The following is a 15,168-nucleotide window of genomic DNA, read 5'->3' as shown; positions in this document are numbered from 1 at the left end:
TACCGAGAAGCACGCATGACAAAGCTCATCGTCGACGGCACCGAGGTCGATGTTCCGGCCGAGTATACCCTACTCCAGGCCTGCGAGGTCGCGGGCGCGGAGATCCCGCGCTTCTGCTTCCACGAACGGCTGTCCATCGCGGGCAATTGCCGGATGTGTCTCGTCGAGCTGAAGGGGGCGCCTAAGCCCGTCGCCTCATGCGCCTATGCGGTGAAGGATTGCCGCCCCGGACCCAATGGTGAGCCGCCGGAGATCCTGACGCGGTCCGGAACCACGAAAAAGGCCCGCGAGGGGGTGATGGAGTTCCTCCTCATCAATCACCCGCTCGATTGTCCTATCTGCGACCAGGGCGGCCATTGTGACCTGCAGGATCAGGCGATGGCCTACGGCGTGGATTCGACCCGTTACGGCGAGAACAAGCGCGCCGTCGAAGAGAAATATATCGGCCCGCTGGTGCGGACCGCCATGAACCGCTGCATCCATTGCACCCGCTGCGTCCGCTTTCTCGCGGAAGTGGCCGGCGTGCCGGATCTCGGCGCCATCGGCCGCGGCGAGGACATGGAGATCACGAGCTATCTCGAGAGTGCCATGGGCTCCGAGCTTCAGGGCAACGTCGCCGATCTCTGCCCCGTGGGCGCCCTCGTCCACAAGCCACAGAGCTACGAGGTGCGGCCCTGGGAGCTGTCGAAGACCGAATCCATCGACGTGATGGACGCAGTCGGCTGCGCCATCCGTGTGGACGCCCGTGGCCGTGAGGTCATGCAGATCGAGCCTCGGGTGAACGAAGACATCAACGAAGAGTGGATCTCCGACAAGACCCGCCATGCGGTGGACGGGCTTCGGGCGCAGCGTCTCGACCGGCCGTACCTGCGTGAGAACGGCCGCCTGCGCCCCGCCTCCTGGGGCGAGGCGTTCGCCGCCATCGCCGCCCGGATGAAGAGCGCCGACCCGAAGCGAGTTGGCGCCATCGTCGGTGACCTTGCCGCCGTCGAGGAGATCTATGCCCTGAAGACCCTGATGGGGTCGCTCGGCGTGACCAATCTCGATTGCCGTCAGGCCGGCGAGGCGATCGACCCGGCTTGGGGGCGCGCCGCCTACACGTTCAATCCCACCATTCCGGGTATTGAGGAGGCGGATGCGATCCTGCTCATCGGGACGAACCCGCGCCTGGAAGCCTCGCTTCTCAACGTTCGTATCCGCAAGCGTTGGCGCATGGCGCCTCTGGCGGTGGGCCTGATCGGCGAGGCGGCGGATCTTACCTATCCCCATACCTATCTCGGCGCCGGCCCCGAAACCCTGGCCGATATCGCCGCCGGAAAGCATAGCTTCTCCGAGGTCCTGAAAAGCGCCAGTCGACCCCTCGTGATCGTGGGAACCGGTGCGCTGACCCGGCCCGACGGCGCTGCCATCCTCTCGTCGGCGGCGGCGCTCGCCAAGGATATCGGTGCGGTCACCGCCGAGTGGAACGGCTTTGCCGTGATCCAGACTGCTGCAGCCCGCGTCGGCGCGCTCGATCTCGGCTTCGTGCCGGGGGAGGGGAGCCTCGGATTCGGGCGGATGGGGGAGCCGGGCGCCCTCGACGTGCTGTTCAACCTGGGTGCCGACGAGGTCGAGATCGGCGCAGGCGCGTTCGTGATCTACCAGGGCACCCATGGCGATCGCGGCGCGACCCGCGCGGACGTGATCCTGCCGGGCGCGGCCTATACCGAGAAGAACGCCACTTTCGTCAATCTCGAAGGCCGTGTTCAGACGACCAACCGCGCCGGTTTCCCGCCGGGTGACGCCCGCGAGGATTGGGCGATCCTGCGGGCGCTCTCCGATGTCCTCGGCAAGCGCCTTCCCTTCGATTCGCTCGGGGCATTGCGTCGCGACCTCTATGCGGCGTACCCGCATTTCGCTGCTCTCGACGCGATAGCCACGAGCGACGTGGCCGCCACCGTCGACACGCTTGCGGGGCTCGGAGGCGAGCCGGGCCGTCCGGCCTTCGTGTCCGCGGTTCCGGATTTCTACCTCACCAACGCTATCGCCCGCGCTTCGCGGGTCTTGGCCGAATGTTCGAGCCTCGCGCAGACGCGCGGTCTCGAAGCGGCGGAATAAGGGCTGCCGACCATGCTGGAAATCGTCGGCACCGTCCTACTGCTGATCTTGAAGAGCTTCGTGCTCCTCGCCTTGCTGCTGGTGTTCATTGCCTATGCGCTGCTGGCCGATCGCAAGATCTGGGCGGCGGTGCAGCTGCGGCGCGGCCCCAACGTCGTCGGGCCATGGGGCCTGTTCCAGTCCTTCGCCGATCTGCTGAAGTTCGTACTGAAGGAGCCGGTAATTCCGGCGGGCGCCAATAAGGGCCTGTTCTTGCTGGCGCCGCTTGTTTTCGCCACCCTGGCTCTCGCCGCCTGGGCGGTGATCCCTCTGGCGGAAGGCTGGGCCATCGCCGACCTCAATGTCGGCATCACCTACATTTTCGCGATCTCGTCGCTTGGCGTCTACGGCGTGCTGATGGGCGGCTGGGCCTCGAACTCGAAATACGCCTTCCTCGGCGCGCTCCGCTCTGCAGCGCAGATGATCTCGTACGAGGTCTCCCTCGGATTCGTCATCATCTGCGTCCTCCTCTGCGCCGGGTCGCTCAACCTCTCGCGCATCGTGATGGCGCAGGACACCTCACTGGGCATTCTCGGCTGGTACTGGCTCTGGCTGTTTCCAATGTTCGTGGTGTTCTTCGTCTCGGCGCTCGCCGAGACCAACCGCCCGCCCTTCGATCTGCCGGAGGCCGAATCGGAGCTCGTGGCCGGCTACATGGTCGAGTATTCCTCGACGCCCTACCTGCTGTTCATGCTCGGCGAGTACGTGGCGATCATGACCATGTGCGCGTTGGGAACGGTGCTGTTCCTCGGCGGCTGGCTCTCGCCGATTCCCTTCGCGCCCTTCACCTGGGTGCCGGGCCTGATCTGGTTCGCCCTGAAGGCCAGCTTCCTCTTCTTCATGATCGCCATGGTGAAGGCCATGGTGCCGCGCTACCGCTACGACCAACTCATGCGCCTCGGTTGGAAGGTGTTCCTTCCGCTTTCCCTCGTCTCGGTCGTGGTCGTCGCCTTCGTCCTCAAGCTGACCGGCCTTGCGCCGGGCGTCTGACAACCCCTCACGGAGATCCGAGCCATGAAGCTCGATCAGGTCGCAAAGGGTCTGCTGCTGAAGGAGTTCGTGTCGGGGTTCGCCCTCGCCATGCGCTACTTCTTCAAGCCCAAGGCCACGATCAACTACCCCTTCGAGATGGGGCATCGCGGGCCGCGCTTTCGCGGCGAGCACGCGCTGCGCCGCTATCCGAACGGTGAGGAACGCTGCATCGCCTGCAAGCTGTGCGAGGCGATCTGTCCCGCGCAGGCCATCACCATCGAGGCTGGTCCGCGCCGCAACGACGGCACGCGCCGCACCACACGCTACGACCTCGACATGGTGAAATGCATCTACTGCGGCATGTGCCAGGAGGCCTGTCCGGTGGATGCCATCGTGGAAGGGCCGAACTTCGAGTTCTCCGTGGAGACCCGCGAGGAGCTTCTCTACGACAAGGAGAAGCTTCTCCTGAACGGTGACCGCTGGGAGCGCGAGATCGCGCGCAATCTCGCAGTGGACGCACCATACCGGTGATGACACGGCGCTCCGGCGGTTGTGCGCCGCAGGGGTGGGTTCTATAGACGGGCGGCCTGCACGGGCTGGTTTGAATTTAGGCAGAAGGGGCCGTCCTCGGGACGGCTGATCTCCATAATCGCATGAGTGCAGCCGCAGCCTTCTTCTACCTGTTCGCCGGTGTCGCGATCGCGTCCGCGTTCATGGTCATCACCTCGCGCAACCCTGTCGCGTCGGTGCTCTTCCTCATCCTGGCCTTCGTCAACGCGGCCGGCTTGTTCGTGCTGATGGGGGCCGAGTTCCTCGCGATGATCCTGGTGGTCGTCTATGTTGGCGCCGTCGCCGTGCTGTTCCTCTTCGTCGTGATGATGCTCGACGTCGATTTTGCGCAGCTGCGCCAGGGCTTCCAGCAGTACCTGCCGATTGGCGCGCTGATCGGCGCGATCTTCCTCATCGAGCTCCTGCTGGTGGTCGGCTCCTGGACGATCGATCCCGGCCTGATGCAGGCGCCGCTCGGTCCTCTCGCCAATGTCGAGGGTGTCACTAACACCCAGATGCTCGGGCGCGTGCTCTATACCGACTACGTTTTCTTCTTCCAGCTGGCCGGTCTGATTCTGCTGGTGGCGATGATCGGGGCCATCGTGCTCACCCTGCGTGACCGGCCCGGCGTGAAGCGCCAGAACATCGCTGTGCAGAATGCACGGACGCAGGAGATGGCGGTGGAAACCCGCAAGGTGCCGTCTCGCCAGGGCGTCGAGGTCTGATGTCGGCTCAACACAAGGATCAGCGCTCATGATCGGCTTGAGCCATTACCTGACGGTGGCGGCGATCCTGTTCACGCTCGGCGTGCTCGGCATCTTCGTGAACCGCAAGAACATCATCGTCATCCTGATGTCGGTCGAGCTCATCCTACTCGCGGTGAACATCAACCTCGTGGCGTTCTCCACCCATCTCAACGACATCACTGGCCAGATCTTCGCCCTGTTCGTGCTCACGGTGGCGGCGGCGGAGGCAGCCATCGGGCTCGCCATCCTCGTCGTGTTCTTCCGAAACCGCGGCTCCATCGCGGTGGAGGACGTGAACATGATGAAGTGCTGAGCTTCACCCAAGCCGAGCCGCGCGGCTTTCCGCGCGATCCCATTGACGAGAATGGAGCGAGGCCGGGTATCCGGCACGCTTCCGGAGGCCGGGCCAGCCAGCGATGTATCACGCGATCGTCTTCTTCCCGCTCATCGGCGCCCTGCTCGCCGGCCTGTTCGGCCGGCAGCTCGGCCCTCGCGTGTGCGAGTACATCACCACCGGCTTCCTCGCCTTCTCCGCCCTCCTGTCCTGGGGCGCCTTCTTCGAGGTGCCTGGCTCGGATCACGCGACCCGCGTGCAGGTGGCGACGTGGTTCACCGCCGGTGACCTCGTGGTCGACTGGGCTTTCCGGATCGACACGCTCACCGTGGTGATGCTGGTGGTGGTGACGACGGTCTCGACCCTCGTCCACCTCTACTCCGTGGGCTACATGGCGGAGGATCCGCACCGGCCGCGCTTCTTCGCCTATCTGTCGCTGTTCACCTTCGCCATGCTGATGCTGGTGACGGCCGACAACCTCGTACAGATGTTCTTCGGCTGGGAGGGCGTCGGCCTCGCCTCCTACCTGCTGATCGGGTTCTGGTACGAGAAGCCTTCAGCCAATGCGGCGGCGATGAAGGCCTTCATCGTCAACCGGGTCGGTGATTTCGGCTTTTCGCTCGGCATCTTCCTCGTCTTCGTCCTGTTCGGTTCGGTGGCCTTCGACGGCATCCTGCCGCGCGCCGCGGAGCTCAAGGACGCCACGTTCCACTTCCTCGGCTACGACTGGAACGCCATGACCCTGGCGTGCCTGCTCCTGTTCATGGGAGCGATGGGTAAGTCGGCGCAGTTCCTGCTCCATACCTGGCTGCCGGATGCCATGGAGGGACCGACACCGGTCTCCGCCCTGATCCACGCCGCCACCATGGTGACGGCGGGCGTCTTCATGGTGGCGCGCCTGTCGCCTTTGTTCGAAGTGGCGCCAAACGCTCTCATCGTCGTAACGATCATCGGCGGTATGACCGCGTTCTTCGCGGCCACGATCGGCATGGTGCAGAACGACATCAAGCGGGTCATCGCCTACTCGACCTGCTCGCAGCTCGGCTACATGTTCGTGGCGCTTGGCGTCGGCGCCTATTCGGCCGCCGTGTTCCACCTCTTCACCCACGCTTTCTTCAAGGCGCTTCTGTTCCTCGGCGCCGGCTCGGTCATCCACGCGATGCATCACGAGCAGGACATGCGGAACATGGGGGCACTCCGCCGCTACATCCCCTTCACTTCCGCGATGATGACCATCGGCACCTTGGCGCTGATCGGCTTCCCCTTCACTGCCGGCTACTATTCGAAGGACGCGATCATCGAAGCGGCCTATGCCTCGACGCGGCCCGGCCACACGCTCGCCTTCCTGTGCACGGTCGTCGCTGCATTGATGACCTCGTTCTATTCCTGGCGCCTGTTCTTCATGACGTTCGAGGGGCCGGCCCGCTGGGCGGGCCACGGCGCCGCTCACCATGACGATCATCACGCTGCACCCGCTTTGGCTCACACCACCTCTGCTACCGCCGACGGCGCACCGGGACACCACGAGGGTGTCGCGCACGACGACAAGGGCCATGACGTAGAGCCGGCGTCTCACAGCGCCATCGAGCATCACGACCATGCGCACACGCCGCATGAGAGCCCGCTGGTGATGACAATTCCCCTGGCGATCTTGGCCTTTGGCGCTTTGTTCGCCGGTCTGCTGTTCAAGAACCGCTTCATCGGCGAGGGCATGGAATCGTTCTGGGGCCACGCCCTCGGTCACGGCCCCGACAACCACATCATGCACGACATCCATTCGGTGCCGGCGCTGGTGGCCTACTCGCCCTTCATCATGCTGGTGATCGGCTTCCTGTTGGCCTTCTGGATGTATATCCGCCGGCCCGAACTGCCGGGCCGGCTCGCCGCTCAGCAGCCGAGCCTGTACCAGTTCCTGCTCAACAAGTGGTATTTTGACGAGCTCTACGACCGGATCTTCGTGCGCCCGGCCAAGAACTTCGGCAAGTTCCTTTGGAAAGAGGGTGACGGCCGGGTCATCGACGGACTAGGCCCCGACGGCATCGCCACCCGCGTGCTCGACGTCACCCGCGGGGTCGTCCGATTGCAGACCGGTTACGTCTATCACTACGCCTTCGTCATGCTCATCGGCGTCGCCGCCATCGTCAGCTGGTACATGCTCGCCGGCCTGCCCAAGGTCGGACACTGATGTCGCGCGCAATGACGGCCGCCAACCCGTATCGGAGTGCCCGCTAGATGTTCGGCCTCGGCATTCTCTCCGGCCTGCTGATCGTGCCGCTCTGCGGCGCGGCCTTCATCCTGACCCTCGGCAACGAATCCGAGAGCGTGAAGCGCAACGCCCGCTGGGCGGCGCTCGCGACGACCATCGTCACCTTCCTCCTCAGCCTCGTCGCCTGGGGCCGGTTCGACCCATCGACATCGAGCTTCCAGCTTGTCGAGACCCATGGCTGGCTCGCCGAGACGATCAAGTTCAAACTCGGTGTCGACGGATTCTCGATGCCGTTGATCCTGCTCACCACGTTCCTGATGCCGTTCTGCATCGGTGCGTCGTGGCTCTCGGTGAATACGCGGGTGAAGGAGTATTTCGTCGCGTTCCTCGTCCTCGAGACGACGATGATCGGCGTGTTCTGCTCTCTCGACCTCGTGCTGTTCTACCTGTTCTTCGAGGCTGGCCTGATCCCGATGTTCCTCATCATCGGCATCTGGGGCGGCAAGCGCCGGATCTACGCGAGCTTCAAGTTCTTCCTCTACACCCTGCTCGGCTCGGTGCTGATGCTCCTCGCCATCATGGCGATGTACTGGCACGCCGGCACCACCGACATCCCGACCCTGCTGCAAACCCGCTTCCCCGTCGGCATGCAATACTGGTTGTGGCTCGCCTTCTTCGCCTCCTTCGCGGTGAAGATGCCGATGTGGCCGGTCCATACCTGGCTGCCCGACGCCCACGTGGAAGCGCCCACCGCCGGCTCGGTGATCCTCGCCGGCATCCTGCTCAAGATGGGCGGCTACGGCTTCATCCGGATCTCGCTGCCGATGTTCCCGGATGCCAGCGCCTATTTCGCGCCGATGGTCTTCGCCCTCTCGGTCATCGCGATCATCTTCACGTCGCTGATCGCGCTGATGCAGACCGACATCAAGAAGCTCATCGCCTATTCGTCGGTGGCGCATATGGGCTTCGTGACGCTGGGCCTTTTCACCCTCAACGAGCAGGGCATCCAGGGCGCCCTGTTCTTGATGATCTCACACGGCATCGTCTCGGGCGCGCTCTTCGTCTGCGTCGGCGTGGTCTACGACCGGATGCACACCCGCGAGATCGCGGCCTATGGCGGTCTCGTGAAGCGCATGCCGCTCTATGCGGCAGCGATGATGGTGTTCACCATGGCCAATGTCGGCCTGCCCGGCACGTCGGGCTTCGTCGGCGAGTTCCTGGCCATGATGGGGGCCTTCAAGGCCAACCCGACGGTCGCGTTCTTCTCGGTCTTCGGCATCATTCTTTCGGCCGGCTATGCCCTCTGGCTTTATTCCAGGGTGATCTATGGCAAGCTCGAGAAGCCCAACCTACAGGGCATCCTCGATCTCGATCTGCGTGAGAAGCTTATCCTCGCGCCTCTCGTCGCCCTGACGATCTATTACGGCGTGCATCCCGCGCCCATCCTCGACACCTTCGCCCCCTCCACGGAGGCGCTGATGCAGAGCATGAAATCCGCGCTCTCGAACACGCAGACCGCGGCGGTTCTTCCGCCCGTGGCGCGCTGAAGGTCGACGTAAGATGACCGCTATCCAGGCTGTCCTGCCCTCTCTCTCGCCGGTAATGCCCGAGCTGATCCTCGCGATCGGCGTGCTCGGACTGATTCTCTACGGCGCCTTCCGCGGTGAGCGCTCGGTGGAGAGCATCAATGTCGGCGCGCTCATCCTGTTGATTCTCGCCTTCTTCGTGGTCGTGTCGCAGTCGGGTGCCAAGATCACGACCCTCAACGGGTCGTTCATCATCGACAACTTCTCGAAGGTGATGAAGGCGCTGATTCTGCTCGGCTCGGCCGCCACGATCCTGCTCTCGCGCGACTATTTTCAGCGCGAACGCATCGACCGGTTCGAGTTCCCGATCCTGATCGTGCTCTGCACCATCGGCATGATGGTGATGGCCTCCGCCAACGATTTGATCGCCCTCTATCTCGGCCTCGAACTGCAGTCGCTTGCTGCTTACGTGATCGCCGCCTTCCACCGGGACAACCTGAAATCCACCGAGGCCGGGCTGAAGTATTTCGTCCTTGGAGCCTTGTCTTCCGGCATGCTGCTCTATGGCTCGTCACTGGTCTACGGCTTCACCGGCACCGTCTCCTTCCCCGGCATCGTCTCGGCACTGAACGACAATGCCGGTTTCGGCATCGTGCTGGGCATCGTGTTCGTGGCCGCCGGAGTCGCCTTCAAGATGTCGGCCGTGCCGTTCCACATGTGGACACCGGACGTCTATGAAGGGTCGCCTACACCGGTGACGGCGTTCTTCGCCTCGGCGCCGAAGATGGCCGCCGTCGCCATGACCGTGCGGGTTTTCATCGGCGCCTTCCCGGACGTGACCGCGATCTGGCAGCAGATCATCGTCTTCGTCGCCATCGCTTCGATGACGCTCGGTTCTTTCGCGGCCATCGGCCAGCGCTCGATCAAGCGTCTGATGGCCTATTCCTCCATCGGCAATATCGGTTACGCCCTCATCGGTCTCGCCGCTGCCTCGGAGGAGGGGATCCGAGGCGTGGTGATCTACATGATCATCTATCTCGCCATGACGCTCGGCGCCTTCGCCGTGCTTCTCTCGCTGCGTCGCGGCGGCCAGATGTACGAGACGGTCGACGATCTTTCCGGTCTTTCCCGGACACATCCGGTCATGGCCTTCTGCCTCGCCGCGATGATGTTCTCACTCGCCGGTATTCCGCCGCTCGCCGGCTTCTTCGGCAAGTTTTATGTCTTTGCCGCCGCCATCAAGGCCGATCTCGTGGGCCTCGCGGTGATCGGTGTCGTGACCTCGGTGGTCGGCGCGTTCTATTACCTGCGTCTGGTCAAGGTGATGTATTTTGACGAGCCGCAAGCTCCCTACGAAGTGATGCCGCCCGGCCTGCGCATCGTGCTCGGTCTCTCGAGCGCCGTCGTGGTCCTGTTCTTCCTTGTGCCCTCTCCCCTTGTCAGCGCGGCAGGTGCCGCGGCCAAGTCGCTGTTCTAGGATTTTGTCTCTCGAAAGGCCGGATTATCGGCTCGGCCCGGCTGCGAGAGCGGCCGGGCATCGGCTTCACGTTTACGAGAGCCTCGGCTCCACCAACACTCGGGCGATGGAGCTGTCACGCGAGGGTGAAAGGGGCCCCCTGTGGGTTGTCGCGCTCCGGCAGGAAGCGGGGCGTGGCCGCAGGGGGAGCGCATGGACGTCGTTGCCGGGCAACCTCAGTGCCAGCTTGCTCTGGCCGGTTTCGGACGTCGATCCGGAACAGGTTCCGAGCTTGGGCTTCGTAGCGGGCGTCGCGTTGATTTCCGCCTTGAAGAGAATGATCGGGCTACGCCACCTCGAGGCGGCCGGCATGACACCTCAGGATGGGATCGAGGATCGGACGTCCGATCGGGCAAGCCCCTTCCGCCTCAAATGGCCCAATGACGTGCTGGCATCGGGTGCCAAGCTCGCGGGCCTTCTCCTGGAGGCGGAAACTCATCCGGGCGGGCGTCGCTCGGCGGTGATCGGGTTCGGCGTCAACGTCGCCGCGTCACCGCAGGACTTGCCTTATCCCGCGACAAGCCTCAGTCAGATAAAGCACGAACCGCGCGCCGAGGATCTGTTCGACCATCTGTCGGATGAGATCGTCGTTGCAGCGCGACGATGGAAACGAGGCCGCGGGTTTTCATCGATCCGTGAGCTTTGGCTCGATGACGCCGCCGGGATCGGCGCACCGGTCTCGGTGCGAACGGGCGGCGAGATCGTGCAAGGAATTTTCGAGACGATCGACGAGGCGGGGCGGCTCGTCGTCCGATCGGATGATGGGACGCGACGGACCGTGACGGCGGGCGAGGTGCATTTGGGTTCGGCCGCGACGGCGGCTTGAGGTTGAACAGTGATGACGACAGGGCAAGACGAACTCGTCTTCGTGCCGCTCGGCGGCGTGGGCGAGATCGGCATGAATGCGGCACTCTACGGCTTCGGGCCGGAAAAGCGCCGGAAATGGATCATGGTCGATTGCGGAATGGGCTTTGCCGGGGAAGAGGGCTTCCCGGGCATCGACCTGATGTTTCCCGATCTCAGCTTCATCGAGGAGCGCAAGGACGATCTCCTCGCCATCTTCATTACCCACGCGCACGAGGATCATATCGGCGCGATCGGTGAATTGTGGCCCAAGCTGAAGGCTCCGGTCTACGCCACACGCTTCGCCAAGAACCTGCTCGAGGCACGCCGCCTGAGTGAGCCGGGCGCGCCGAAGGTGATCCTGCGCGAGATCGCCGCGCACAAGCCGGTGACCGTCGGTCCGTTCGAGATCGAATATGTTCCGGTCTCGCATTCGATCCCGGAATCGAACGCTGTCGCGATCCGCACCGCCCATGGCCTCGTCCTGCATACGGGCGACTGGAAGCTCGACGCCACGCCGATCCTCGGCGACGTCACCTCGGAAGCCTCGTTCCGCAAGCTGGGCGACGAGGGCATCATCGCCATGATCAGCGATTCGACCAACGTCGTGCGCGAGGGCCGCAGCCCGAGCGAGGCCGAGGTCGCCGCCACCCTGCGTGAGCTCATCGCAGAAGCGCCTCACCGGGTCGCCGTCACCACCTTCGCCTCCAACGTCGCCCGCATGCGGGCGGTGGCGGAAGCCGCGCGTGATTGCGGCCGCGAGGTCGTCGCCGTCGGCAGGGCCATGGACCGGGTGATCGGTGTCGCCCGCGAATGCGGCTTCCTCGACGGCCTGCCCGATTTCCGCTCGGCCGACAGCTACGGCTACCTGCCGCGCGACAAGGTGGTCTGCCTGCTCACCGGGTCGCAGGGCGAGGAGCGCGCTGCGCTCGCCCGCGTCTCCCGCGACGACCATCCCGACGTGACGCTGGCCGCCGGCGACCGCGTGATCTTCTCGTCTCGCGCCATTCCCGGCAACGAGCGGGCGGTGGGCGCAATCATCAACGATCTGGTCAATGCCGGCATCGAGGTGGTGACCGACCGGACGAAGCTCGTCCACGTCTCGGGCCATCCCCGCCGCGACGAAATGGCTGAGATGTATGCCTGGACCCGGCCGAGGACGGCGATTCCCGTCCACGGCGAGGCGCTCCATCTCGACGAGCATGCCCGCTTCGCCCTGGCCCAGGGTGTCGGCAACGTGGTCAAGGCCCGCAACGGCAGTGTCGTGCGCCTCGCCCCCGGCACGCCGGAGATCACCGACCACGTGAAAGCCGGGCGTCTGTTCAAGGATGGCAACATCCTGATCGATGCAAAGGATCGCGCGATCCCCGAGCGGCGCAAGCTGTCTCAGGCCGGTGTCGTCTCGGTCGCCATCGCCATCGACGTCCAGGGTGAGGTTCTCGGTGAGCCGGCCATCGACATCATGGGCCTGCCCAATCGCGGCAAGAACGGCCAGCCGATGCTCGACGTCGCCGTCGAGGCCGTGTCGCGGACCCTCAGCGGCCTGTCGAAGCAGAAGCGTAAGGATGCCGAAGCGGTCGAGAAGGCTGTCGATCGTGCGATCCGCTCGGCCGTGAACGAAGCCTGGGGCAAGAAGCCCGCCTGCCACGTGCAGGTCGTGGAGGTGTGATGCTGCCTCCCTCCCCCTTGTGGGGAGGGAATGAGGGTAGGGGTGGTGCAGGACAGGGCGCAACCTCTTCGGAGCCACTCCCACCCCTAACCCCTCCCCGCAAGGGGGAGGGGAATGCGCGCGCAGATGACGCAGAGAAGGGAGCAGACCATGATCGGACGCCTGAACCACGTGGCCATCGCCGTGCGCGACCTCGACGCGGCCTGTGCCATCTATCGTGACACCCTCGGCGCCACGCTCACCGAGCCCCTGCCGCAGCCGGAGCACGGCGTCACGGTGGTTTTCGTGAACCTGCCAAACAGCAAGGTCGAGTTGATGTCGCCGTTGGGCGAGGGTTCGCCCATCGAGAGCTTCGTGGAACGCAACCCCAATGGCGGCGTGCACCATGTCTGCTACGAGGTCGACGACATCATCGCCGCCCGTGACAAACTGAGGGCTCAGGGTGCCCGCGTCCTCGGTACCGGCGAACCGAAGATCGGCGCTCACGGCAAGCCGGTGCTGTTCCTCCACCCCAAGGATTTCCTCGGCACCCTGGTTGAACTGGAGCAGGTGTGAGCGGCGTGAGCGCCCTCGTTCAGACCGTCTCGGCCACGATCTGGCGGACGCTGGCCACCATGATCGTCATCGTCTCGGCGGTGGCGATCCTGTCCGTCGTGTTGTTCAAGCTGACGGTGTTCGGAGCCTTTGCCCTCTATTTCGTGGTCTGGTGGACGCTGCTCTTCGTCATTCTGCCCATCCGCAATCAGGTTGAGACGGACCCGTCGCTGATCGTGCCGGGACAGGACCCAGGTGCGCCCGCGGCGCCGCGGCTGCGCGAGAAGGCGATTTGGACGACGCTCCTCGCCAGCGTCGTGTTTCTCGTCGTCATCCCGATCTTCGAGTTGTCGGGGCTCTAGCGCCGCGATCCGGCGAGCTGTCGGATCGTCCTGCGCCCACATCCGGAGAGCCACGTCGGCCATAAAAAAAGCAAGGCTCGCGCCTTGCTTTTTGAGACGACAGATGACGTGTCAGCCTATTTTATCTCACGCATTTCTGACGGCGTGGCGGCTGAAATTTCCTCCCGAGACTCGGACCTCGCGCTGCCTCTCCGGGCGTCGCGACCATCACGGTGGCGCTTATAGGAACTGGATTGCGCATTGTCACGTCTCCGGAGATGGTTCCTGGCGTTTTTTTGCAAGAGTTGAGCGTTTTTCGCTCTCGTTTCGCGGAATGCCCGAGTTTCGGACCACCCGGCGTTTTTCTCGACGCCGCAGGACGCTTGTATTTTCCCAACGCAATGTGTTGTGTGCCCCGCAACGATGCGCGGTACGATCGCGCTCCAAAACGATCCAGGGCCCCCGATGCGTCTCTCCCGCTATTTCCTGCCGACCCTGCGCGAGACGCCCAAGGAGGCGGAGATCGTCTCCCACCGCCTGATGCTGCGGGCCGGCCTGATCCGTCAGGAAGCGGCGGGCATCTATGCCTGGCTGCCCTTGGGGCTGCGCGTGCTCAACAGGGTCTGCGCGGTGGTCCGCGAGGAGCAGGATCGGTCCGGCGCCATCGAACTGCTGATGCCGTCGATCCAGTCGGCGGAGTTGTGGAAGGAATCCGGCCGCTACGAGGCCTACGGCAAGGAGATGCTGCGCATTTCCGACCGACATGACCGCGAGATGCTGTTTGGCCCCACGGCCGAGGAGGTCATCACCGAGATCTTCCGCGGCAGCGTTCGCTCCTACAAGGACCTGCCGAAGAACCTCTACCAGATCTCGTGGAAGTTCCGGGACGAAGTACGCCCGCGCTTCGGCACCATGCGCTCGCGCGAATTCCTGATGAAGGACGCCTATTCGTTCGATCTCGACCAGGCCAACGCCCGGCACGCCTACAACAAGATGTTCGTCGCCTACCTGCGCACTTTCGCCGGCCTCGGTCTCAAGGCGATCCCCATGCGCGCCGATACCGGACCGATCGGCGGCGATCTCAGCCACGAATTCATCATCCTGGCCCAGACCGGCGAGAGCGAGGTGTTCTGCGACCGGCAGTATCTCGATTTCGACGTCCCGCCGGTGACTACGGATTTCGATGATGTCGCCGGCCTCCAGGGCACTGTCGACCGCTGGACCTCGCTCTATGCCGCCACCTCCGAGATGCATGAGCCGGCGGCCTTCGCCGAGGTCGGCGAGGACAAGCAGATGGCCGCGCGCGGCATCGAGGTCGGGCACATCTTCTATTTCGGCACCAAGTATTCCGAGGCCATGGGCGCGAAGGTGACCGGACCGGACGGAGTCGATCGCCCCGTTCATATGGGTTCCTACGGCATCGGCCCGAGCCGGCTGGTGGCTGCGATCATCGAAGCCTCGCATGACGAGGCCGGCATCATCTGGCCGGATTCCGTGGCGCCCTTCGACGTCGCTCTCATCAATCTGAAATCCGGAGACGCGGCGACCGATGCCGCTTGCGCCGAAATCCAGACCAACCTCGAGGCCAGCGGCCTGACGGTGCTCTACGACGACCGTGACGAGCGTCCGGGCGCGAAATTCGCCACCGCCGATCTGATCGGCCTGCCCTGGCAGGTCGTGGTGGGCCCGCGCGGCCTTGCCGAGGGCAAGGTCGAGATCAAGCGCCGCGCCGGGGGCGAGCGTGAGAGCGTAGCACCGATCGACCTGATTTCGCGCCTGAAGCGGAACTGAGGCCG

At 64.3% G+C, this 15,168-nt stretch carries 13 protein-coding genes; all 13 read left to right on the top strand.

Annotated elements, in window-relative coordinates; all coding sequences use genetic code 11:
* Nucleotides 1-15 precede the first annotated feature (15 nt).
* The 13 genes from nuoG (at nt 16) to proS (ending at nt 15,163) form a co-directional block, all read left to right on the top strand.
* A complete protein-coding gene (gene nuoG / locus RQI43_RS19250; RefSeq protein ID WP_311276258.1) occupies nt 16-2,097 on the top strand; it encodes an NADH-quinone oxidoreductase subunit NuoG in 2,082 nt (693 codons plus the stop codon).
* 12 nt (nt 2,098-2,109) lie between these two features.
* Entirely contained in the window at nt 2,110-3,126 is a 1,017-nt protein-coding gene (gene nuoH / locus RQI43_RS19245; protein ID WP_056434374.1) for an NADH-quinone oxidoreductase subunit NuoH, read from the top strand.
* Between the two features lie 24 nt (nt 3,127-3,150).
* Nucleotides 3,151-3,639, top strand: coding sequence for an NADH-quinone oxidoreductase subunit NuoI (nuoI, locus tag RQI43_RS19240; protein WP_056434372.1), 489 nt, complete (start codon nt 3,151-3,153; stop codon nt 3,637-3,639).
* A 122-nt stretch (nt 3,640-3,761) separates the two neighbouring features.
* Nucleotides 3,762-4,382, top strand: a complete 621-nt coding sequence (locus RQI43_RS19235; RefSeq protein WP_311276257.1) for an NADH-quinone oxidoreductase subunit J — start codon at nt 3,762-3,764, stop codon at nt 4,380-4,382.
* Between the two features lie 28 nt (nt 4,383-4,410).
* On the top strand, nt 4,411-4,716 hold the full coding sequence (gene nuoK / locus RQI43_RS19230) for an NADH-quinone oxidoreductase subunit NuoK (protein ID WP_311276256.1): 306 nt from the start codon (nt 4,411-4,413) through the stop codon (nt 4,714-4,716).
* Between the two features lie 103 nt (nt 4,717-4,819).
* On the top strand, nt 4,820-6,922 hold the full coding sequence (gene nuoL, locus RQI43_RS19225; RefSeq protein WP_311276255.1) for an NADH-quinone oxidoreductase subunit L: 2,103 nt from the start codon (nt 4,820-4,822) through the stop codon (nt 6,920-6,922).
* A gap of 47 nt (nt 6,923-6,969) precedes the next feature.
* A complete protein-coding gene (locus RQI43_RS19220) occupies nt 6,970-8,490 on the top strand; it encodes an NADH-quinone oxidoreductase subunit M (RefSeq protein WP_207412262.1) in 1,521 nt (506 codons plus the stop codon).
* Nucleotides 8,491-8,503: 13 nt separating this feature from the next.
* Nucleotides 8,504-9,946 carry an NADH-quinone oxidoreductase subunit NuoN gene (nuoN, locus tag RQI43_RS19215; protein ID WP_056434362.1) on the top strand — a complete coding sequence of 481 codons (1,443 nt, stop codon included), beginning with the start codon at nt 8,504-8,506 and terminating at the stop codon, nt 9,944-9,946.
* A 106-nt stretch (nt 9,947-10,052) separates the two neighbouring features.
* Nucleotides 10,053-10,811, top strand: a complete 759-nt coding sequence (locus RQI43_RS19210) for a biotin--[acetyl-CoA-carboxylase] ligase (RefSeq protein WP_405030666.1) — start codon at nt 10,053-10,055, stop codon at nt 10,809-10,811.
* A gap of 12 nt (nt 10,812-10,823) precedes the next feature.
* Nucleotides 10,824-12,497 carry a ribonuclease J gene (locus RQI43_RS19205; RefSeq protein ID WP_056434357.1) on the top strand — a complete coding sequence of 558 codons (1,674 nt, stop codon included), beginning with the start codon at nt 10,824-10,826 and terminating at the stop codon, nt 12,495-12,497.
* 150 nt (nt 12,498-12,647) lie between these two features.
* Nucleotides 12,648-13,052: a methylmalonyl-CoA epimerase gene (gene mce / locus RQI43_RS19200; protein WP_311276253.1), complete on the top strand. Its 405-nt coding sequence runs from the start codon at nt 12,648-12,650 to the stop codon at nt 13,050-13,052.
* Nucleotides 13,049-13,393 carry a DUF1467 family protein gene (locus RQI43_RS19195; RefSeq protein ID WP_056434354.1) on the top strand — a complete coding sequence of 115 codons (345 nt, stop codon included), beginning with the start codon at nt 13,049-13,051 and terminating at the stop codon, nt 13,391-13,393. The genes mce and RQI43_RS19195 overlap by 4 nt, the downstream gene beginning before the upstream one ends.
* 444 nt (nt 13,394-13,837) lie before the next feature.
* Complete coding sequence (gene proS, locus RQI43_RS19190; RefSeq protein ID WP_056434352.1) at nt 13,838-15,163, top strand: proline--tRNA ligase; 1,326 nt, start codon at nt 13,838-13,840, stop codon at nt 15,161-15,163.
* Nucleotides 15,164-15,168: the final 5 nt, after the last annotated feature.

This window comes from Methylobacterium sp. WCS2018Hpa-22, assembly GCF_031843785.1.
In the GTDB taxonomy this organism is placed as follows: domain Bacteria; phylum Pseudomonadota; class Alphaproteobacteria; order Rhizobiales; family Beijerinckiaceae; genus Methylobacterium.
Note: the sequence above shows the minus strand (reverse complement) of the source record. Positions and strands in the feature narration are given on the sequence as shown.